Origin of the sequence: Streptomyces sp. HB132 (assembly GCF_016909575.1) — a bacterium.
In the GTDB taxonomy this organism is placed as follows: domain Bacteria; phylum Actinomycetota; class Actinomycetes; order Streptomycetales; family Streptomycetaceae; genus Streptomyces.
In genome coordinates this window covers 585,681-605,568 of the sequence record NZ_JAFBGA010000003.1, presented here as the reverse complement: position 1 = coordinate 605,568, position 19,888 = coordinate 585,681, and the positions used below count along the sequence as shown (strand labels likewise).

General features: G+C 73.7%; 15 protein-coding genes. 7 read left to right on the top strand and 8 right to left on the bottom strand.

Annotated features, from left to right (window positions below; translation table 11 throughout):
• Window positions 1–36 precede the first annotated feature (36 nt).
• Both JOC24_RS10425 and JOC24_RS10420 read left to right on the top strand, forming a co-directional pair.
• Window positions 37–1,131 carry a serpin family protein gene (locus tag JOC24_RS10425; RefSeq protein ID WP_205019903.1) on the top strand — a complete coding sequence of 365 codons (1,095 nt, stop codon included), beginning with the start codon at window positions 37–39 and terminating at the stop codon, window positions 1,129–1,131.
• Window positions 1,132–1,424: 293 nt separating this feature from the next.
• Window positions 1,425–3,455, top strand: coding sequence for a bifunctional glycosyltransferase 87/phosphatase PAP2 family protein (locus tag JOC24_RS10420; RefSeq protein ID WP_374104492.1), 2,031 nt, complete (start codon window positions 1,425–1,427; stop codon window positions 3,453–3,455).
• A 172-nt stretch (window positions 3,456–3,627) separates the two neighbouring features.
• Here the strand turns inward: JOC24_RS10420 and JOC24_RS10415 are convergent, their stop codons facing one another.
• On the bottom strand, window positions 3,628–4,992 hold the full coding sequence (locus tag JOC24_RS10415; protein WP_205019901.1) for an MFS transporter: 1,365 nt from the start codon (window positions 4,990–4,992) through the stop codon (window positions 3,628–3,630).
• 210 nt (window positions 4,993–5,202) lie between these two features.
• The gene (locus JOC24_RS10410) at window positions 5,203–5,865 is read right to left on the bottom strand and encodes a TetR family transcriptional regulator (RefSeq protein WP_205019900.1); all 663 of its coding nucleotides are present in this window, start codon (window positions 5,863–5,865) and stop codon (window positions 5,203–5,205) included.
• A gap of 343 nt (window positions 5,866–6,208) precedes the next feature.
• Between JOC24_RS10410 and JOC24_RS10405 the strand changes: the two genes are divergently transcribed.
• A complete protein-coding gene (locus JOC24_RS10405) occupies window positions 6,209–7,072 on the top strand; it encodes a shikimate dehydrogenase (RefSeq protein WP_205020026.1) in 864 nt (287 codons plus the stop codon).
• Window positions 7,073–7,091: 19 nt separating this feature from the next.
• A complete protein-coding gene (locus JOC24_RS10400; protein ID WP_205019899.1) occupies window positions 7,092–8,939 on the top strand; it encodes a bifunctional sugar phosphate isomerase/epimerase/4-hydroxyphenylpyruvate dioxygenase family protein in 1,848 nt (615 codons plus the stop codon).
• On the opposite strand, the gene JOC24_RS10395 is transcribed toward JOC24_RS10400, so the two are convergent.
• From JOC24_RS10395 to JOC24_RS10375, 5 genes are read right to left on the bottom strand one after another with little or no spacing between them, the layout of a single operon-like run.
• On the bottom strand, window positions 8,940–9,758 hold the full coding sequence (locus JOC24_RS10395; RefSeq protein ID WP_205019898.1) for an ECF transporter S component: 819 nt from the start codon (window positions 9,756–9,758) through the stop codon (window positions 8,940–8,942).
• Complete coding sequence (locus JOC24_RS10390; protein WP_205019897.1) at window positions 9,755–11,470, bottom strand: ABC transporter ATP-binding protein; 1,716 nt, start codon at window positions 11,468–11,470, stop codon at window positions 9,755–9,757. The genes JOC24_RS10395 and JOC24_RS10390 overlap by 4 nt, the downstream gene beginning before the upstream one ends.
• Window positions 11,467–12,612 (bottom strand): CbiQ family ECF transporter T component, encoded by a 1,146-nt coding sequence (locus JOC24_RS10385; protein ID WP_205019896.1) that lies wholly within the window; start codon window positions 12,610–12,612, stop codon window positions 11,467–11,469. Before JOC24_RS10385 ends, JOC24_RS10390 begins: the two co-directional genes overlap by 4 nt.
• Window positions 12,609–13,304, bottom strand: a complete 696-nt coding sequence (locus tag JOC24_RS10380) for an SCO2322 family protein (RefSeq protein WP_205019895.1) — start codon at window positions 13,302–13,304, stop codon at window positions 12,609–12,611. The genes JOC24_RS10385 and JOC24_RS10380 overlap by 4 nt, the downstream gene beginning before the upstream one ends.
• A complete protein-coding gene (locus tag JOC24_RS10375) occupies window positions 13,301–14,554 on the bottom strand; it encodes a prenyltransferase/squalene oxidase repeat-containing protein (protein WP_205019894.1) in 1,254 nt (417 codons plus the stop codon). The genes JOC24_RS10380 and JOC24_RS10375 overlap by 4 nt, the downstream gene beginning before the upstream one ends.
• A gap of 272 nt (window positions 14,555–14,826) precedes the next feature.
• Between JOC24_RS10375 and JOC24_RS10370 the strand changes: the two genes are divergently transcribed.
• Window positions 14,827–15,345 carry a hypothetical protein gene (locus JOC24_RS10370; protein ID WP_307792660.1) on the top strand — a complete coding sequence of 173 codons (519 nt, stop codon included), beginning with the start codon at window positions 14,827–14,829 and terminating at the stop codon, window positions 15,343–15,345.
• Here JOC24_RS10370 and JOC24_RS10365 read toward each other — a convergent pair.
• Window positions 15,327–16,817: an extracellular catalytic domain type 1 short-chain-length polyhydroxyalkanoate depolymerase gene (locus tag JOC24_RS10365; protein WP_205019893.1), complete on the bottom strand. Its 1,491-nt coding sequence runs from the start codon at window positions 16,815–16,817 to the stop codon at window positions 15,327–15,329. The genes JOC24_RS10370 and JOC24_RS10365 overlap by 19 nt on opposite strands.
• Before the next feature lie 259 nt (window positions 16,818–17,076).
• Here JOC24_RS10365 and JOC24_RS10360 point away from each other — a divergent pair, with 259 nt between their 5' ends.
• Together JOC24_RS10360 and JOC24_RS10355 are read left to right on the top strand one after the other, a co-directional pair.
• Window positions 17,077–17,853: a 3-hydroxybutyrate dehydrogenase gene (locus tag JOC24_RS10360; RefSeq protein ID WP_205019892.1), complete on the top strand. Its 777-nt coding sequence runs from the start codon at window positions 17,077–17,079 to the stop codon at window positions 17,851–17,853.
• A 44-nt stretch (window positions 17,854–17,897) separates the two neighbouring features.
• Window positions 17,898–19,871, top strand: a complete 1,974-nt coding sequence (locus tag JOC24_RS10355) for a helix-turn-helix domain-containing protein (protein ID WP_205019891.1) — start codon at window positions 17,898–17,900, stop codon at window positions 19,869–19,871.
• Window positions 19,872–19,888 lie beyond the last annotated feature (17 nt).

Genomic DNA, 19,888 nt, shown 5'->3' with positions numbered 1-19,888 from the left:
GACGGGAAGACGAACCGATAAGCGCAGGGGGAGACGATGACGGCGGACAAGGCCCTCGAAGCGGCGGTCCAGCGGCTCGGGGCGCGGTGGACGCGGGAGCTGGCGCGGCCGGGCGGGAGCAGCTTCGTGTGCTCGCCCGCCGGACTGTGGCTGGCCCTGACCGCCGTCGCCGCCGGTGCCCGCACGGAGACGGCCGCGGAACTGCGTGCCCTGCTCGGCGTGGCCGGGCACGAGGCGGCCGCCGTCGTGACGGAGGCGGCGCGGGACTGGGGGCGCACCGAGGCGCTGAACGCGGCGACCAGGGTGTGGAACAGCGTGCCGCTCCACGAGGAGTACGAACGCTCGCTGCCCGACGTCGGGTTCGGCCCGGTGGACGTCGCGGAGGCCGACGCGTGGGTGCGCGAGCGGACCGGCGGCCTGATCGAGCGGCTGCCGCTGTCCCTCGGTGGGGACGTCGCGCTCGCCCTGGTCAACGTCCTGGCCCTGGAGGCGTTCTGGCAGGTGCCGTTCGACACGGCGCGCACCCGTGACGTCCCCTTCACCGACGCGGCGGGTACGACCGTGCCGGTGGGGACGATGCACGCCCCGGTCCGGCCGCGGGACGTGTGGACGGTGTCGGGCGCGTACGTCGTCGAGCTGCGCTGCCGTGCGGAGCCGGGCGGTCCGCCACCGGCGCGGGTCAGGTTCGTCCTGGGCGAGCCGGGCGGGGGTGCCGCCCAGGTCCTGCCCCTGGCGTGGGCCCCCGAGGAGGAGCGTGACCCCCTGGATGCCGAAGCGGTGACCTTGTCGCTGCCGCGCTTCACCCTGCGGACAAAGATCCGCATCACGGACCAGTTGCCGGCGCTCGGCGTGCGGCGGGCGACGGACCCCGCGGCGGCGGACTTCTCCGGCCTCTCGCCCGTACGCCTCCACATCTCCGAGGCGGTCCAGGAGGCGGTGGTGAGGATCGGCGAGAAGGGCGTGGAGGCCGCCGCGGTCACGGTCGTGGCGACGAGGGCCGCAGCCCCGAGGCCGCGTGCGGTGAGGCACATCGCCTTCGACCGGCCCTTCGGAGTCGTCGTCCTGGACGGGGCGTCGGACGTGCCCCTCTTCGCGGGCTGGCAGGCGGACGCCCCCCGGGGCGAGGGCTGACCCGGCGCCCCGGCGGGCGGACCGCGCCACGGAAGCCACCGAGGTCCCACCCACCGGGATGCGGGGCATCGTTTCGGCAGACCGGTGGTGACAGTCAGGCGAAGAAGGGGTTGATTGTGTCTACCTCATAGGGCAATGCGAGGCTTCATCCGCACATACCCGGGCCGAGGGGCAGTGCATGGAAACGGGAGGGTCGGCGCAGCGTGACAGATGCGGAGCGCAGTGTGCGGGGGTACGGGGCGGCGGAGCCGGGGAGCGGAGTGCTCACGCCGGACCGGGCCGGATCAGGTGCGATCCACCGGAAGGATCCCAGGGTCGCGGCTGCCGCAGCCGTCCTCTGGCTGCTCGTCGGCTTGCTTGCGGTACGGCAGGTGGCCGTGGTGCTGCGCCGTCCGCCCGGCGAACGCCTCGCCGATCTGGAGACCTGGACGGGTGCGACCGGGGTCCTGCACATCGCGGGATCCCTGTACGACCCGGGCAGGTTCACCGGGACACCGTTCGCCGGGCTGGTGCTGAAGCCGTTGACGGTCTCGGCGGAGCAGGCCCTCGGCGTCGTATGGACGTTCGGCTCGTTGCTGCTCGTCGTCCTGCTCGGTCATGTCGTCGTGCGCGCCCTGCCCGCACCTGTGAGCCGGCGCACCGCGTTCCTGGCCGCGCCCGTCGCGATCACCCTGCTGATGGTGTCGCTGCCCGTCCGCAACACCCTGTACCTGGGCCAGACCAGCGTCCTGCCGGTCCTGCTGGTGCTCATCGCCTGCTTCGCCGCACGCGGTGAGCGCCTCCCGGGCGTGCTCACCGGTGTCGCCGCCGCCCTCCAGCCCGCCGTCCTGCTGTTCGCCGTCCTGTTCTGGCTCACCGGGAGACGCCGGGCCGCCGTGAGCGGCGGCGTCACTTTCGCCGTGTGCACCGCGCTGGCCTGGGTGGTGATGCCGCGTGACTCCTGGGCGTACTGGGTGCACCATCTCGCGGGCGCGGGACTCGGCGAGCGACCGGACGGTCTGGCCAACCAGTCCCTGCACGGCGCGCTGCTGCGGTTCGGGCTCCAGGGGCCGGCCGAGATCGCCGTGTTCCTGGCCCTGGCCGCCGTCGTCGTCATTCTCGGGCTGCGCCGCGCGGCCCGCTACGCCCGGGACGGGCAGCTGCTCCTGGCGGTGGCGGTCACGGGCTGCGTCGCCGTCGCCGTGTCGCCCACCGCCTGGCAGCACCAGCTGCTCTGGGTGCTGCTCGCCGTCGTAGGCCGGGTCGGCACCCGCGCCTCGGACCGGCTGGTCTGGCCGGCGGTCGTGGTGCTCGTCCTCACCCTGCCCGGGAAGGCGCTGCTGCCGAACGTCGGCGTGATCCTTCCCGTACGCGACAACATGCTGCTCGTCGCCGCGCTCGGCGCCGCCTGCGCGGTGCCCTTCCTGTCCCGCACCTCGCCCCACTGGCACGAGCCGGTCCCCACGGACCACGCGAAGCCGGTGCCGGCGCGCTACGCGTGGGTGCCGCTCCTGCCGTTCTGGCGCCGGGTCCTCAGCCGCCCCAACCTGCTGCTGGAGCTCCTGCTCATCAGGGTCGTCTACTCCGCCTACGCGAAGGTCCGGCTGGCGGCGACCGCCGGGCGTTCCACCGCGGAGGAGCACGGCCGGCAGATCCACGCGGCCGAGCAGTGGCTGCACATCGACATCGAGCACTGGGCCAACCACACCGTCGTCGGCCTCCCCTGGCTGCGCGACTTCTTCGACTACTACTACTCGACGTTCCACTTCATCGTGCCGCTCGTGATCCTCGGAGTGCTGTACGCGCGGCGGCCCTCGGACTACCGCTGGGCCCGCAGCACCATCGGCTTCGCCACGGTCCTCGCCCTGGCCGGGTTCTGGTTCTACCCGCTGGCGCCCCCGCGCCTCATGCCGGGACTCGGCTACATCGACACGATCCACGGGGTGCAGGACCTCGACAGCCCCGATTTCGGGGCGCTGACCGCCGTCACCAACCAGTATGCGGCGATGCCGTCCCTGCACTTCGGCTGGTCGCTGTGGTGCGGTGTCGTGATCGTGTTGCTCGCGCCGAAGGCATGGATGAAGGCGCTGGGGCTGCTGCACCCGCTGTTCACCGTCTCCGCCATCGTCGCCACGGGAAATCACTGGGTGCTGGACGCGGTAGGCGGGGCGGTCGTGGTGGCCGCCGGCTTCGGACTGACGTACGTCCTGGCCGGACCGCGCAGGCTCCAGGCGGCCACCGGCACCGGCACAGGTAGCGGCACCGGCGTGGCCGAACGGCCGGGCCGGGAGGGTGTGGACGGTGTGGACACGCCGGTACCGGAAGCGGCGGGCAGCAAGGCGTAGGGACAACCGTGCCCGCGTCCGCGGAGAGGGACACCCTCTGTCCGCGTCCGCGGAGAGAGACACCCGGTCCGCGTCCGCGGACGGGCCCGAGGGGTGCGGGGGGCGGCCCTCATGAGCCGCCCCCCGCACCCCTCGGGCGTTGACCGCCACGTCCCCCGAGGCGCAGTGGGCGTCAGGCCCCGACCGAAGCGTCGGCCTCCGCGGGCACCCCGGTGCGCCGCTCCCCGAGCTGCTCCGTCGGCACGTGGGCCGTCTCGCGTGCGGAGAGCGCGGCGATGACCGGCGGGACGCAGAGCAGGGCGGCGAACAGGGCGACACCGGCCCAGTTGTCGCCGTCGGGGCCTGCGATCTGCGAGGCGAAGGCAACGGCGAAGCCGGCGATGGCGAAGCCGGTCTGGGTGCCGATCGCCATGCCCGAGAGCCTGACCCGGGTGGGGAACATCTCGGCGTAGAAGGCGGGCCAGATCCCGTTGGCCGCGCTGTAGACGACGCCGAAGACCAGTACTCCGAGTACCAGCGTCAGCGGATAGCTGCCGGTGGAGATCGCCCACAGGTACAGAGGCATCGCCACCGCGCTGCCGACCGCTCCGACGAGGAAGACCGGCCGACGTCCGACGCGGTCGGAGAGCCTGGCCCACAGCGGGATGGTGAACAGGGCGACCACGTTGGCCAGCGCGCCCACCCACAGCATGCCGGTGCGGCTCATACCGACGGCGTCGCCGGTCGCGTACGACAGGGCCCAGACGGTGAAGATCGTGCTCACCGTCGCGATCACGGCGGCGGCGACGACCCGCAGGACGTCGGCCCAGTGGTCGCGGAGCAGCACGGCCAGCGGCATCTTCGCCACGCCCTCGGTCGCCGCCTGCTTGGTGAAGACCGGGGTCTCCTCCAGGGTGCGGCGGATGACGTAACCGGTGACGGCGACGGCGACGCTCAGCCAGAACGGGATGCGCCAGCCCCAGGAGAGGAGCTGTTCCTCGGGAAGGGCGGCGACCGGGATGAAGGCCAGGGTCGCGATCAGCTGACCGGCCTGGGTCCCGTTGATGGTGAAGCTGGTGAAGTAGCCGCGCCGGTGCGGGGGCGCGTGTTCCAGGCTCATCGAGTTGGCGCTGGCCTGCTCACCGGCCGCGGATATCCCCTGCAGGATCCGCAGGACGACGAGCAGGACCGGGGCGGCCCCGCCGATCTGGTCCCGGGTCGGCAGGCAGCCGATGAGGAAGGTCGAGATGCCCATCAGCATCAGCGTGAAGACCATGATCTTCTTGCGGCCGAGCCGGTCCCCGACGTGACCGAGGAAGAGCGCGCCCACCGGACGGGCCGCGTAGGCGACACCGAAGGTGGCCAGGGACAGAAGGGTCGCGTTCGCCGGGTCGGACTCGTCGAAGAAGACCTTGGGGAAGATCAGCGCCGCCGCGCTGCCGTAGATGAAGAAGTCGTAGTACTCCAGCGCGCTGCCGATCCAGGCGGCGAGCGCGGCCTTACGGGGCTGGGCCGGAGGCTCGGAGGGTGGGCCGGAGGAAGGGTCGTGAGCGGTCACGTCGAGCTCCTTCGGGGGACGTTCCGTGCGGGGAGGGGCGAGCGGACCCGGCTAACTAACGCACTAGGTAGTTAGTTGCAGATGGCTAGGGATGTTGCGAGCAGTTGACGCCCCTGTCAAGAGTTCGCGCAGGATCCGACCCCGGTCCCCTCGGGCGTCCGTGCCCCGTGTTCCCGTGAGGTCCCGGTCGCCCGGCCGGCCGCCTTTGCCCTACGCCGCCCGGTCGGCCGTGAGGTACGCGATGATCATGTCGCCCAGCATGGCCCGGTAGTGCTCCCGCCGCCCCGCCTCCACCAGGTCACGCCCGAAGAGCGCGCCGAAGGTGTGCCTGTTCGCGATGCGGAAGAAGCAGAACGAGCTGATCATCGCGTGCAGGTCCACGGCGTCGACGTCCGCCGTGAACAGTCCCGACGCGCGCCCCGTGTCGAGGATGCGCCGCAGGACCTCGATCGCTGGGGAGCCGATGCGGCTCAACTCGGCGGATGCCGCGATGTGTTCGGCCTCGTGGATGTTCTCGATGCTCACCAGGCGGATGAAGTCGGGGTGGTCCTCGTGGTGGTCGAAGGTCAGCTCGGCCAGCCGGCGGACCGCCGCGACGGGGTCCAGGTGCTCGACGTCAAGCAGTTGTTCGGCCTCCCGGATCCTGCTGTACGCCCGCTCCAGGACCGCGGTGAACAGCTGCTCCTTGCCGCCGAAGTAGTAATAGATCATCCGCTTCGTGGTGCGGGTGCTGGCGGCGATCTCGTCGACCCGGGCGCCCGCGTAGCCGGTGCGGGCGAACTCCCGCGTAGCCACGGTGAGGATCTCGTCCTTGGTGCGCGCCGCGTCGCGGGTCCGTACGGCGGGCTGGGCGGGTCCTTCGGTGCTGGTCATCCGGATCCTTCGCGGCAGGCGGTGCGTGCTCGCGATTCTAGAGGCGGTGTGCCGGGCGGCCGATTCGGCCCGAGGGCTTCCCAGGGCAGCCGCCTTTGGGTATTACTAACTAACCAGTCCGTACACTGAGTTCCACGGGAAGTGAACGATGCCGAACCCACCGGTCCCGCCCCCGGGCGTTCCCGTGCTCGTGCTGAACGGACCCGGTCTCGATCCGCTGGGCCTGCCCTTCCGTCACCCCAGCCACGTCCCGGCCGTGGCCGGCACCGTCATCCGCGGGGCGGGCGCACACGGTCACGCCCCGGCGCCCGCCCACCTCGCCCATCTCCTGGAGGAAGAACCGATGAGCCCGGACTCCTATCTCGTCGGCCTCATCGGCTCCGGCATCGGCCCCTCCCTCAGCCCCGCGCTCCACGAGCGCGAGGCGGACCGGCAGGGGCTGCGCTACCTCTACCGCCTCATCGACATCGGCGCGCTCGGAGTCCCGCCGGAGAGGACGGGTGAACTCGTACGCTCCGCGCGTGACATGGGCTACGACGGCCTCAACGTCACCCACCCCTGCAAGCAGCAGGTCCTCGCCCACCTCGACGCACTCTCCCCGCAGGCCGAGGCGCTCGGCGCGGTCAACACCGTGGTCTTCGAGGGCGATCGCGCGATCGGTCACAACACCGACGCGACCGGCTTCGCCGCATCCTTCGCACGCGGGCTGCCCGACGCGCGGCTGGAGCGGGTCGTGCAGCTGGGAGCGGGCGGCGCCGGTGCCGCCGTCGCCCACGCCCTCCTCGCCCTCGGCGCCGGCCGACTGACCGTGCTGGACGCCCTGCCCGACCGGGCGGCGGCCCTCGCGGCCTCTCTGAACCACCACTTCGGACCCGGCCGGGCCGCCGCCGCGGACCTCCTGGACATCGCGGCCCGGACGTCGGGCGCCGACGGGCTGGTCAACGCCACCCCCATCGGCATGGCCGCCCACCCCGGACTCCCGCTCCCCGCGGACCTGCTGCACCCCGCGCTGTGGGTCGCCGAGGTCGTCTACCGGCCGCTGGAGACCACGCTCGTCCGCACCGCCCGCGCCCTCGGCTGCCCCACCCTCGACGGCGGGGGCATGGCCGCCTACCAGGCCGCCGACTCCTTCCGGCTCTTCACCGGCCGCGAACCCGACACCGCCCGGATGCTCGACGACATCGCCGACCTCACGTCCGCGCACTGAAGCCCGCAGGAGGACCGACATGCGCACGTCCATCGCCACCGTCTCGCTCAGCGGAACGCTCACCGAGAAACTCACAGCGGCCGCGCGCGCGGGCTTCGACGGCGTCGAGATCTTCGAGAACGACCTGACCGGCAGCCCGCTCGGCCCGGAGGAGATCAGGGAACGGGTGGCCGATCTCGGTCTGACGATCGACCTCTTCCAGCCGATGCGCGACATCGAGGCCGTCCCCGCCGACGAGTTCGCCCGCAACCTGCGGCGCGCCGAGCACAAGTTCCGGCTGATGCGGCGGCTCGGCGCCGACACCGTCCTGGTCTGCTCCAGCGTGTCGCCGTACGCCGTCGACGACGACGACCTCGCCGCCGAACAGTTGCACCGGCTGGCGGACCTCGCACAGGAGTCCGGTGTCCGGGTCGCGTACGAGGCGCTGGCGTGGGGCCGCCATGTCAGTACGTACGAGCACGCCTGGCGCATCGTCGAGGCCGCGGACCACCCCGCCCTCGGGATCTGCCTGGACAGCTTCCACATACTGGCCCGGGGATCCGACGTCACGGGGATCGATGCCGTCCCCGGCGACAAGATCTTCTTCCTGCAGCTCGCCGACGCCCCGCAGATGGCCCTGGACGTGCTGCAGTGGAGCCGCCACCACCGCTGCTTCCCCGGCCAGGGCGACCTCGACGTCGCCGGGCTTGTGCGGGCCGCCGTCCGCGCCGGATACGGCGGACCGCTCTCGCTGGAGGTGTTCAACGACGTCTTCCGCCAGGCCGACGCCGGCCGCACCGCGGTGGACGCCCGGCGCTCGCTGACGCTGCTCCAGGAGTCGGCGGGGCTCACCGCCCCGCCGGAGCCGGTCGTTCCCACCGGGTTCGCCTTCGTCGAGATCGCCACGGCCGACACCGCGAGGATCGCGCCCCTGCTGACCGCGCTGGGCTTCTCCCGTACGGCCAGGCACTCCGGAAAGCCGGTGGACCTCTGGGAACAGGGCGAGGCCCGCATCCTGCTCAACACCGACACCGGCAGCCACCGGCCCGAGCCCTCGCTCACCGCGGTGGGCCTGGAGAGCCCCCACCCCGCCGGGGCCTCCGCGCGGGCCGAGTCACTGCTCGCCCCCGTCCTGCCCCGGCGCCGCGCCCCGGGCGACGCCCCGCTGGACGCGGTGGCCGCGCCCGACGGCACCGAGTTCTTCTTCTGCGTCACCGAGCGGCCCGCAGGTGCGGAGCGGCCCGGGGACACCGGGCGGCCCGGAGCTGTCGGAGACGGTGCGGGCCCCGGCTGGATCGGCGACTTCACGCCCGCCCCGCACACCCCCGCCCCCATCGGGATCACCCGGGTCGACCATGTCGCGCTGACCCAGCCCTGGCACCACTTCGACGAGGCGACCCTCTTCCACCGCGGTGTGCTGGGCCTTCGCCCGCACGCGAGCGTCGACCTCGCCGACCCGTACGGACTGCTCCGCAGCCGCGCCGCCGGCAACGAGGACGGCACCGTGCGCATCGCCCTCGGCGTCGGGGCGTCGCCCACCCAGGACCTGGCCCGGGGCGGGCGCCCCCAGCACGTCGCCCTGATCACCGACGACCTCGTCGCCACCGTCCGCCTCGCCCGCGCGGCGGGCGCCCGGCTGCTGCCGGTGCCCGCCAACTACTACGACGACCTGGCCGCGCACCACGAGTTCGCCCCCGGGGAACTGGAGACCTACCGCGAGCTCGGGATCCTCTACGACCGCGACAAGAAGGGGGAGTTCCGCCACTGCTACACCGTCACCACCGGCCGGGTCTTCTTCGAACTCGTCGAGCGCGGTGGCGGATACGACGGATACGGCGCGCGGAACGCCCCCGTCAGGCTCGCCGCGCAGCACGCACAAGCCGAATGATCAGTCCGCCGGGGTGTCGAAGCCCGCTCGCGCGCCGAACGCTGCGCGACGCGTCGCCCGGCGCAGGGCCCTCAGCAGGGTGGGACCGACGGCCGCCGTCAGAGCCACGGTGAGGACGGCGCGGCCCAGGTCCCAGCCGAGCGAGGTGGCGGTGCAGTAGGCGAGGAAGCGGACCAGGTTCTCGTGGACCGGGGCGCCGGCGACGAAGGAGATCCCCGAGCCGAGCCCGGGCACGATCGTCCAGCCGTACAGATTCATCACCGTGCCGTACGCGAACGCCGCCACGAACCCGTACCCCGCCAGCATCAGCAGCTCACCCCGGCCGCGCAGCCCGTCCGGGCGCGGCAGCAGGCCCGCGCCCATGGTGAACCAGCCCATCGACAGCATCTGGAACGGCATCCACGGTCCGACCCCGCCCGTGAGCAGTGCCGAGGCGAACATCGTCACCGAGCCGAGCACGAATCCGAAGCCGGGACCCAGCACCCGGCCGCTCAGCACCATCAGGAAGAACATCGGTTCCAGGCCGGCGGTCCCCGCGCCCAGCGGACGCAGTGCCGCCCCGACCGCGGCGAGCACCCCCAGCATCGCGACGGACTTCGCGTCCAGGCCCGAGTCCGCGATCGTGGCGAGCACCACCCCCACGAGCAGCACGAGCAGGACGGCGAACAGCCACGGCGCGTCCTGCGCGTGGGCGAGACCGGAATCCGCTCCCGCCAGGAGCGGCCAGCCGAACGCGACCAGCCCGACCGCGCTGATCAGGACGAGCGCGGCGACGGCGTGCGGACCGAGCCGCACCGGCCGGGCCGACCCGGCCGTCACGCGAGGTCCTCCAGAGCCTTCCGTACCTGCGAGACGGTGAGCCACTCGCGGGGCGCCAGGATCTTCGCGGTCTGCGGGGCGAACGCCGGGGAGGAGACCACGACCTGCCGGGCCGGACCGTCGGCGACGACCTCACCGTCGGCCAGGATCACCACCCGGTGCGCCAGCTCCGCAGCCAGCTCCACGTCGTGCGTCGCCAGGACGATCGCGTGGCCCGCACCGGCCAGTCGCCGCAGTACGCCGACGAGCCGCGCCTTCGCCGCGTAGTCCAGGCCGCGCGTCGGCTCGTCCAGGAGGAGGAGCGGGGGCCGGGCGGTGAGCACCAGGGCGAGTGCCAGCGCGAGCCGCTGGCCCTCCGAGAGATCGCGGGGATGGATGTCGTCGGGCACGCCCGGCAGCAGTTCGGAGACCAGCGCGCGGCAACTGCCCGCGGGTGCCTCCGCGTCGGAGTCGGCCGCCGCGCACTCGGCGGCGACCGTGTCCGCGTACAGCAGGTCGCGCGGCTCCTGCGGGACGAGCCCGACCCGGCGCACCATGTCACCCGGCGAGGTGCGGGACGGGTGCAGACCGCCGACGAGGACGGACCCCGTGGAGGGCACGGTCATCCCGACGAGTGCCGACAGCAGGGTCGACTTGCCCGCGCCGTTGCGGCCCATCAGGGCCACGGTCTCGCCCGGCGTGACGGTGAGCGTCACCCCGCGCAGCGCCTGGACCCGACCGTGCCGCACCCCGAGTCCCTCGACCCGGGTGACGGTGTCCTGGACCGGGGCCGGCTGCCCGGCCGCCGCCGGACGACGGCCGAGCAGCCGGCCCAGGAAGCCGGGGCGGGCCGTGGCCCGGGCGGGGAGCGGCGCCACCACCGCGTCCGCCGGGTCCTCACGCGCGGGCGGTTCCACTCCGGCCAGTCGCTCCCGCAGGTCCACCGCCCGGCGCCGGGCGTCACGCACCGAAAGCGGCAGCGGATCCCAGCCCACCAGCCGGCCCAGGGCCACCACCGGCGGCCGGACGGGCGAGAGCGCCATGATGTCCGCGGGCGCCCCCATCACCGGCGCGGCGCCGGGTGCGGGCAGCAGGAGGACCTGGTCCGCGTACTGCACCACGCGCTCCAGCCGGTGCTCGGCCATCAGCACCGTCGTGCCCAGGTCGTGCACCAGTCGCTGGAGGACCGCCAGTACGTCCTCGGCCGCCGCCGGGTCCAGCGCGGACGTCGGCTCGTCGAGGACCAGTACCCGTGGGTGCGGGGTGAGGACCGAGCCGATCGCGACCCGTTGCCGCTGGCCCCCGGAGAGCGTGGCGATCGGCCGGTCGCGCAGCTCGGCGAGGCCCAGCAGATCCAGCGTCTCCTCGACCCGCCTCCGCATGACGTCCGGGGCCAGGCCCAGCGACTCCATGCCGTACGCCAGCTCGTCCTCGACGGTGTCGGTGACGAAGTGGGCGAGCGGGTCCTGCCCCACCGTGCCGACCAGATCGGCGAGTTCGCGCGGCTTGTGGGTCCGGGTGTCACGGCCGCCGACCGTGACCCGGCCGGTCAGGACGCCGCCGGTGAAGTGCGGCACGAGACCGGACACGGCACCCAGCAAAGTCGACTTGCCGACACCGGACGGGCCGACGGCCAGCACCAGTTCGCCCTCGGGAATCGTGAGGTCGATGCCCGACAGGGTGGGGCGTCCAGCGCCCTCGTACCGCACCGAGACCTGCTCGAACCGGATCACGTGCGCTCCTTGGAGTCCGAGAGTGAAGGGGGAAGCGGGGCCACAGCCGCGGGCAGCAGCCCGACCAGCACGGCGGCGGCCGGCCACAGCGGCAGTACGGGGGCCGAGAGCGGGACGACTCCAGGGCGCAGCGCATCCGGGGCGACGGCGCCCGCCCAGATCATCGCCGCCGCGACGGCGGCGCCCGAGGCCGCGACGAGCCAGGCGCGAACGCCCCAGCGGTCCGGCCGGTAGCGGGTGCGGACCGAACGGCGTCCGCCGAGCCTGAGCCCGGCCATCGCCGCGACCAGTCCGGCCAGCAGCAGAGGCAGCCCGTGCACGGCGCCCTGCGCGGCGAGCAGCCCGTACGTCCCCGCGCACACGCCCAGCAGCCCGCCGAGCGTGAGCACGTGCGTGGTGCGGCGGACGGCGGGCGGGACCTGCGCGGTGCGCCCGTATCCGCGCGCGTCCATGGAGGCGGCGACGGCCACCGAACGCTCCAGCGCGCCCTCCAGCACCGGCAGCCCGATCTGGAGCACCGCCCTGATCCCGCCGGTCGGACGGCCGCGCAGCCGGCGGGCCGTCCGCAGCCGCGCGACGTCGGCGACCATATTCGGCGCGAACGTCATCGCGACGACGACGGCGACGCCCACCTCGTACAGGGCGCCTGGCAGGGACTTCAGCAGGCGGGCCGGGTTGGCCAGCGAGTTCGCCGCACCGATGCAGATCAGCAGGGTGGCCAGCTTCGCGCCCTCGTACAGTGCGAAGACCACCTGCTCCGCCGTCACGCGGCCGCCGATCCTGACCCCCTGGGCCCAGCCGGGCAACGGCACCTCGGGCAGGGCGAACAGGGTGTGCGTGCCGGGGACGGACGAGCCGAGGAAGACGGAGAAGACCAGCCGCACGGCGACGACGACCAGTCCGAGCTTGATGAACGCCCCGTACGAACGGGCCCACGGCGCGTCCGTGCGGCGCGCCGCCACCACATAACCGGCCACCCCCACCAGCAGACCGAGCAGCAGGGGGTTCGTCGTACGGGACGCGGCGGTCGCCAGCCCGAGTGCCCACAGCCACCAGGCCCCGGCCGGCAGCGCGTTGCCTCGCGTCGCTCCGGGAGCGCGCAGGGCAGGGGGGAGCCGGGCCGGGCCGGTGGCGCGGGTCATCGGCGGCGGCGGGCCCGCAGCACGGCGGCGACGCCGAGGACGAGCACCGCGCCGACGCCGGCGAGCACACCCACGGACGGGCCGCCGCCGTCGCCGTCGGAGGCGGAGCCCTCGTCCGGGGTGGCTCCGTCGTCGGCGGAGGGCGTCCCGGCCGGGCCGGTGGCCTCCTGGGACCCGCCGTCCCCGGTCTGCTCACCGCAGCCGGACCGCGGGTACCCGGAGATCGCGCAGAGCATCGCCGAACTGTCGTACCGCAGGGGCTTCGCCACCGCGGCGAGTGCCTCCGCCGTGCTCGCGCCCGGGGCGACCTGGGCGCAGGCGGTACGCGGCACGGGCGGCTTCTCACCGGCCGGCGCGTCCGCCGCCGTGCCCGGGTCGATGACCAGCGCGATCCGCTTGAGGCCGTCCTTCGCCGGGGTGCCCGCGCAGACGGCCCCGAAGTCCGGTGCGCGGCGCGGCTGCGCCGAGTCCTGGGAGTCCTCGCTCACAGAGAACCGGAAGCCCTGCACCGCGCCGTCGTCCGGCCGGACGACGGAGGGGCCCTGGGCGGCGTACGTCCAGCCCTTCCCGCCGTCGCCCTCCCAGAACGACCAGTAGCGGTAACCGGCCGCCTGCGCGCTGCCCGCGCCCAGCACGGCCAGGACGGCGCCGACGAGGAGGAGCAGCGCCGCTGTGGCCGGCGGGCGCCTCACAGCTGCTGGTTCTTCCGGCGTCCGCTGAGCAGGAAGCCGATGCCCGCGCCGAAGGCCAGGCCGATGCCGATGATCCACCAGAGGCCGAGCCCCTCGTCCTCGCTGCTCGTGTCCGCCGGCTTCTCGGGGGCCGTCGCCGTCGGCGAGGGCACGGCGGTCGCGGCGGGCGCCGGGCCCGTGGCGTTCAGCTGCCGGACGAGGTCGACGCCGCCGAAGTCACGGGCGTCGGTGCCGGTCGCGTGGGCGGCGAGCACCAGCTGGGCGGTGGCGGCGGGGCCGCCCTCCTTCGCCCAGCCCTGGGCGTGCTTCTCCAGATACGCGACGGCCGAGGCCGCCTTGTCCTTGTGGCCGGCCGCCGCCAGCGCCACGACCGCGTCCGCCGTGTTGCCGAAGTCGGGCTGCGGCGCCGAGTCCTCGGCGCCCGGCATCGGCGGCAGGTTCAGATGTCCTGACCCGGCGAGAGCCTTCGCCAGGTAGGACGCGCCGTTCTGCGCGGACTGCTCCGCGGTGAGGCCGGTGCCCTCGTGGCAGACGGGGGCCTTCGCCGCGTTGTAGTTCCCCGCGGCCATGCCCTTGCCCATCGAGCCCAGGACCGCGGCCGCGGTGGCGTCCGCGTTCGCGGTGAGCTCGCCGTCCTTGCCCGGCTGGTAGGCGAACGCCCCGCCGTCCTCGCCGCCGCAGGGCAGCGCGAAGGTCCGCAGGGCCGTGTACGGCGTCTTCCCGCCCGCCTTGGTGACCTCGACGAGCGGCACACCCGCCCGCGCCAGCGCTCCGGTCACCACAGCCGTGGAGTTGGCGTCGCTCGGGCTGCCGGGGTTGTAGCCCCAGCCACCGTCCTTGTTCTGCACGGACTTCAGCCAGGCGACCCCGTTGTCCACGGTCTCGCGGTGCACACCGAGCTCGACCAGGGCCTGGACCGCGGCCGCCGAGGCGTTGGTGTCCGCGACCGTCCTGGAGTCGCAGGGCGCGGAGGCGTCGCGGTACGAGGCGAAGGCCCCGCTGTCGCACTGCTGGGCGACGAGCCAGTCCACCGACTGCGTGGCGGGCGTGACCAGCTCGATCTTCTGCGCGAGGAAGGCCAGCGACTGCCGCCACACCCCGTCGTACGTCGGGTCCTTGGTGCCGTACAGCCCCGCCGGGAGGTCGGGCGTGGAGGGCGACGGACTCGGCGCGGCGACCGCCGTCGGGGCGGCCGCTCCACAGAGCACGACGGTGAACGCGAGCGCTGCCGCGCGACGGCGTACGGACATGAAGGGCTGGGCCTCTCGAATGGGTTTCCCCTGCTCGAGCTGAGCCGAGCGCGTAGGGGTTGGGTCGGTGCCGGATTCGCACCGGCTTCCCCCTGTACGGGCAAGATGACGACCCGCCCACTCTACCGGGGCACTTCCTGACCCCTCCGCGCGGACAGCCTCACCGCGCACGCCCTGGGCCTTCCCAGCAGGTCAGAGCCATGGGAAACTCCGGCGGGGGTCACACGGGCGCGTGCCCGTGGGGGAGGAACGACCGGAGCGGGAAGCATTCAGTGCGCGGAACCAGAAGAGGCACGGCGGCCGTCGCCGTCGTGGCTGCCGGATTCATGACGGTGACGGCGGGCTGCGGCCTCACGGATGAGAGCGAAGGCGCCCCCGCCCCGTCCCCGGAGCCCACGCCGGCGTTCACCACACAGACGGTCGCCGACGAGATAGCCGGCCTCGCCCTGGCCGGTGGGCTCCCGGAGGGGGACACCTCCACGGCCGGACTGCCGAAGGGCGCCTGGCGCACGTGCGTCGCACCCTGGACCGGCGACGCGCCGGCGGCCGGGGCGGCCGACGCCTTCGAGGCGACGGTGATGCGGCTGCGGCAGCACGACTGGGAGATCGTCTCCAGCCACGCCGAGCAGGAGATCACCTACCGCACCCTCGCCAAACGCGGCTGGAAGCTGTACGCCCGGCACTACACCGGGGAGGGCGCCGGCGCCGGGCAGACCGTCGCCCTCACCGCCGTCGAGGACGGCTGCCGGCTGCCGAAGAGGGTCAGGGGCGACTACGAGGACCCGGCCTGACAGCCGGAGTCCGCGATCACGAAGTATCCCGCCGGGGACTCCCGGAGGGTGTGGGTGACGAACACGTTGTACAGCCCCATGTCCTGCCCCGACCCGTTCGCGTAGGAGTGGCCGCCCGAGGTGTGGGCCCGGCGGGCCGTCACGTGCGCGTAGTTCGTCGCCGTGAAGCACCGGGCCGGGGTGGCGCCGCCCGAGGTGGTCGCGGTCACGGCCGACGAGCCCGCCCCGGCGGACCCCGAGGAGCCGACGGCGGCCACGGTGTAGCGGTAGGAGGTGCCGGCGGTCAGCCCGGTGTCGGTGAAGGACGCGGAGGCCGTGGTCGTCACCTTCGCGCCGTCGCGGTACACCGCGTACGAGGCCGCGCCGGTGACCGCGTTCCAGGCCAGTGAGGCGCTGCTGTCCGTGACCCCGGTGACCTTCAGGCCCGCGGGCGCGGGCAGGCCGTCCCCGCCGCCCGACGCGCCCTTGTCCAGTCCCCAGAACACGCCGGTGTGGTACGACGAGCAGATGGTGTTCAGGAAGTACGCGGCCGTCGACCCGCACTGCCCGGTGCCCGAGCCCGGGTTCACCGGCAGACCGTGCCCCATGCCGGACACCAGGAACGTCTCCACCGCGGACCGGCCTGACGCGTCCTCGTAGACGCTCCGGGTGGTGTTGCCGGGCAGGCTCTGTGTGCTGGACGGGGTCTGGCCGATGCCCCAGACGTCGGTCCACTGGTCGCGCAGTGCCGTGGCGTTCGCAGGGTAGACCGTGTAGTCGGAGGTGCCCTGCCAGATCGCGACCCGGGGCCAGGGACCGGTCCAGCCCGGGTGGGAGCCGCGCACCTTGTCGCCCCACTGGGCGGGCGTGAGCGCCGGCGGGCCCGTCTGGCAGCCGGACGCCGCGGCCTGGCTGGTGGCGCACTGCGCGGGCAGCCCGGAGGCCACGGATCCGCCCGCGAAGACGTCCGGGTAGGCGGCCAGCAGATCGGCGGTCATCCCGCCGCCCGCCGACAGCCCGGTGACGTAGACGCGGCGGCCGTCGGAGCCGTACGTCTGCTTCGCGTACTCGACCATCTGCACGATGGACGCGGCCTCGCCCTGCCCCCGCGTGCTCTCGTTGCGGTCGAACCAGCCGAAGCAGGACAGCGGGTTGTTCGCCGAGGTGGTCTGCGGGAAGACGACGTCGAAGCCCCACAGGTCGGCGTACTGGGGCCAGCCCGAGTTGGTGTAGTACGCGTCGGCCGACTGGGTGCAGCCGTGCAGGGCGACCACCAGGGGCGCGCCCGCGGGCACGCTGTCGGGGGTGTACGCGAACATCTGGAGACTGCCGGGGTTCGAACCGAAGCCGGTGACCTGCTGGAGCCCTGCGGCGGCCGGGGCCGCGGGCGCGGCGACGGCGGACACCGGATGCGCGGCGAGCAGGGCGAGCAGGCCGCAGACGGTCGTGGAGGCGACGCGGCGGAGCAGGCGTCGAAGGATCGGTGGGCGCACGGTGGGGACTCCTCGTTCGGACGTGCGGGCATGCGGACTGCTGCCGGAACCTATGAGCCGGGGCCGCAGTCGCCCATGTGGGCGGCTGACACCCGCCGCGCACCGCTGTGTGCGGCGCTCCTCTTGCGTCCGCCGCGGCCGGGCGGGCACGCGGAGGGCCCGCCCGGCCGCACCATGTCGGCCACCACCATGGGGACGCGCCGGGGTGTGTGCACCGACCCCGTGTGATGCGGGCGGCGACGTCCTTACGGTGACGCTCATGGAGACTTCCCGGACCCCCCAGCACGACCCCCGCACGCTCGCCGGACGCACCGCCCTGGTCACCGGGGCCGCGAGCGGCATCGGACTGGCCTGCGCCGAGGCGCTCGCCGCCGCGGGGGCCCATGTCCACGTGGTGGACAAGGCGGGCGACGCCGCCAGGAGCCTGGCCGAACGGATCGGCGGAACGGCCTGGGTGGCCGACCTCTCCGTGGCCGAGGCGGTGGACGCGCTGCCCGCCGACGCGGACATCGTGGTCAACAACGCGGGGCTGCAGCACGTGGCGCCCGTGCACGAGTTCCCGCCGGACCGCTTCGCGCTGATCCACCGTGTCATGGTGGAGGCACCGTTCCGCATCTTGCGCCGGACCCTCCCCGGCATGTACGAACGCGGCTGGGGCCGCGTGGTCAACATCTCGTCCGTGCACGGGCTCCGGGCAAGTCCCTACAAGTCCGCCTACGTATCGGCGAAGCACGCGCTGGAGGGGCTCAGTAAAGTGGTCGCACTCGAAGCGGCGCCGCACGGCGTGACGAGCAACTGCGTCAGCCCCGGCTACGTCCGCACCCCCCTGGTCGAGGACCAGATCGCGGACCAGGCCCGCAGCCACGGCATCTCCGAGCAGGAGGTGGTGGGCCGGGTGCTGCTGGAGCGCAGCGCCCTCAAGTCGCTGATCGAGCCCGCCGACGTCGCGGGTGCCGTGCTGTGGCTGTGCGGGCCCGGTACGGGGCACATGACCGGCAGCTCCCTCACGATGGACGGCGGCTGGACCGCCAACTGACCACCGACCCCACCCCCGATACGCTGGAAGAACGATGGCCGCACATGTCTGAACCGTCCCCCTCCGCCACGCCCCTCCTGGCCCGCCTCCTCGACCTGCTGGCCGACGACGCCCCCGCCGAGGACCTGGGCGCCGTCACCTCGGAGGCCAGGGCCGCCGGTGTGCCCGCGGCCGAGCTGGCCGAGGTGGAGAGGGCGGCCGCGACCGCCCTGCGGATCAGGGGTGCCCTGCGCCAGCACCGGCGCAGGGAACTCCAGCTCACCGCCCTGTTCGACACGGCGGGGGACCTGGCGGCCTCCCGGGACCTGGACGACGTGCTGAAGGCGATCGTGCGGCGGGCCAGGATGCTGCTGGGCACCGACACCGCCTATCTCACGCTCCCCGACGAGGAGGCCGGGGACACCTACATGCGGGTGACGGACGGGTCGGTGTCCGTGCTGTTCCAGCGGCTCCGGCTCGAGCTGGGCGAAGGCCTAGGCGGACTGGTGGCACAGACCGCGAGCCCGTACGCGACACCCGACTACCGCACCGACGAACGCTTCCGCCACACCCGCAACATCAACGCGGGCGTGCTGGACGAAGGCCTGGTGGCGATCCTCGGCGTGCCCCTGCTGCTCGGCTCCAGCCGGGGCGGCACGGGCAAGGTCATCGGTGTCCTCTTCGCGGCCGACCGGGCCGCACGGGTCTTCAGCCCCGACGAGGTGGCTCTGCTCTGCTCGCTCGCCGCGCACGCCGCCATCGCCATCGACACGGCCCAGGCGCTGGACGACACCCGGGCCGCCCTCGCGGAACTCGCCGGGGCCAACGCGGAACTCGCCGAGGCCAACGCCGCCGTACGCGCGCACTCGGCCGCCATGCGGCGCGCCGAGGAGGCCCACGACCGGCTCACCGACCTGGTGCTGCGCGGCGGCGACGTGAAGGACGTCGCCGTGTCCGTCGCCGGCCTGCTCGACAGCCCCCTGACCATCCACGACCCCGGCGGGCGCCCCATGGCCGCCGTACGGCCCGACGGCACCGGATTCGCCGTCGACAGCATGGACGCCGGGTGGCTCGCCGGCACCGCCGAGGAGTCCCGCCACGGGGCGCGGGCCGTGCACCGCGACGGGCGGTGGATCTGCGCCGTGCTCGCCGGCCAGGAGCTCCTCGCCAGCCTGGTGCTGCACCGGCCGGACCGGCTCGACGACTCCGACCGCCGGCTCTTCGAACGCGCGGCCGTCGTCACCGGCCTGCTCCTGCTGCTGCGCCGCACCGTCGCGGAGACCGAGAACCGGATACGGGGCGAGCTGATCAGCGACCTGCTCGGCGACCCGGACCGCGACCCGGCCGGCCTGGCCGAGCGGGGGCGGCGCCTGGGCATCGATCTGGACCGGCCCCATGTCCTGCTCGTGGCGGAGGCGGCGGCCAGGGAGGGGCTCGGCGGCGCCGCCATGCGGTACCTGTTCGGTGGGGACATCCACGGGGTGAGCGCCGAACACGCGGGCACCGTCGTGCTGCTGATCGACTGCGACGACGGCACAGCCGCGGCCGACGCCGCACGCGCGGCGGCCGCACAGCTCGGCCACCTCGTCCAGGCACCCGTCACCGTCGCCGGCACGGGCCCCGCCCGGGGCGCCCGAGAACTCGCCGCCGCCTACGCTGAGGCCGCGCGCTGCCTGGGTGCCATGCGGGTGCTGGGCCGCGAGGGCGAAGGCGCCTGCGTCGGCGAGCTCGGCTTCCTGGGCGTCGTCCTGGGCAACGCGAAGGACGTGGACGGCTTCGTCGCCGCGGTGCTGGGCCCCCTGCTGCGCTACGACGAGCGGCGCGGCACCCACCTCGTACGGACGCTGCGGGCGTACTTCGGCGCGGGCGGCAGCCTGATCCGGGCCAAGGACGAACTGCACGTCCACGTCAACACGGTGGTGCAGCGCCTCGACCGGATCCAGGTGCTGCTGGGCCGCGACTGGAACGAGCCCGACCGCGCACTGGAGCTGCAACTCGCCCTGAGACTGCATCTCCTGTCGGGTGGCCGGGACCGCTGAGACGCGGCCGGCCCGGC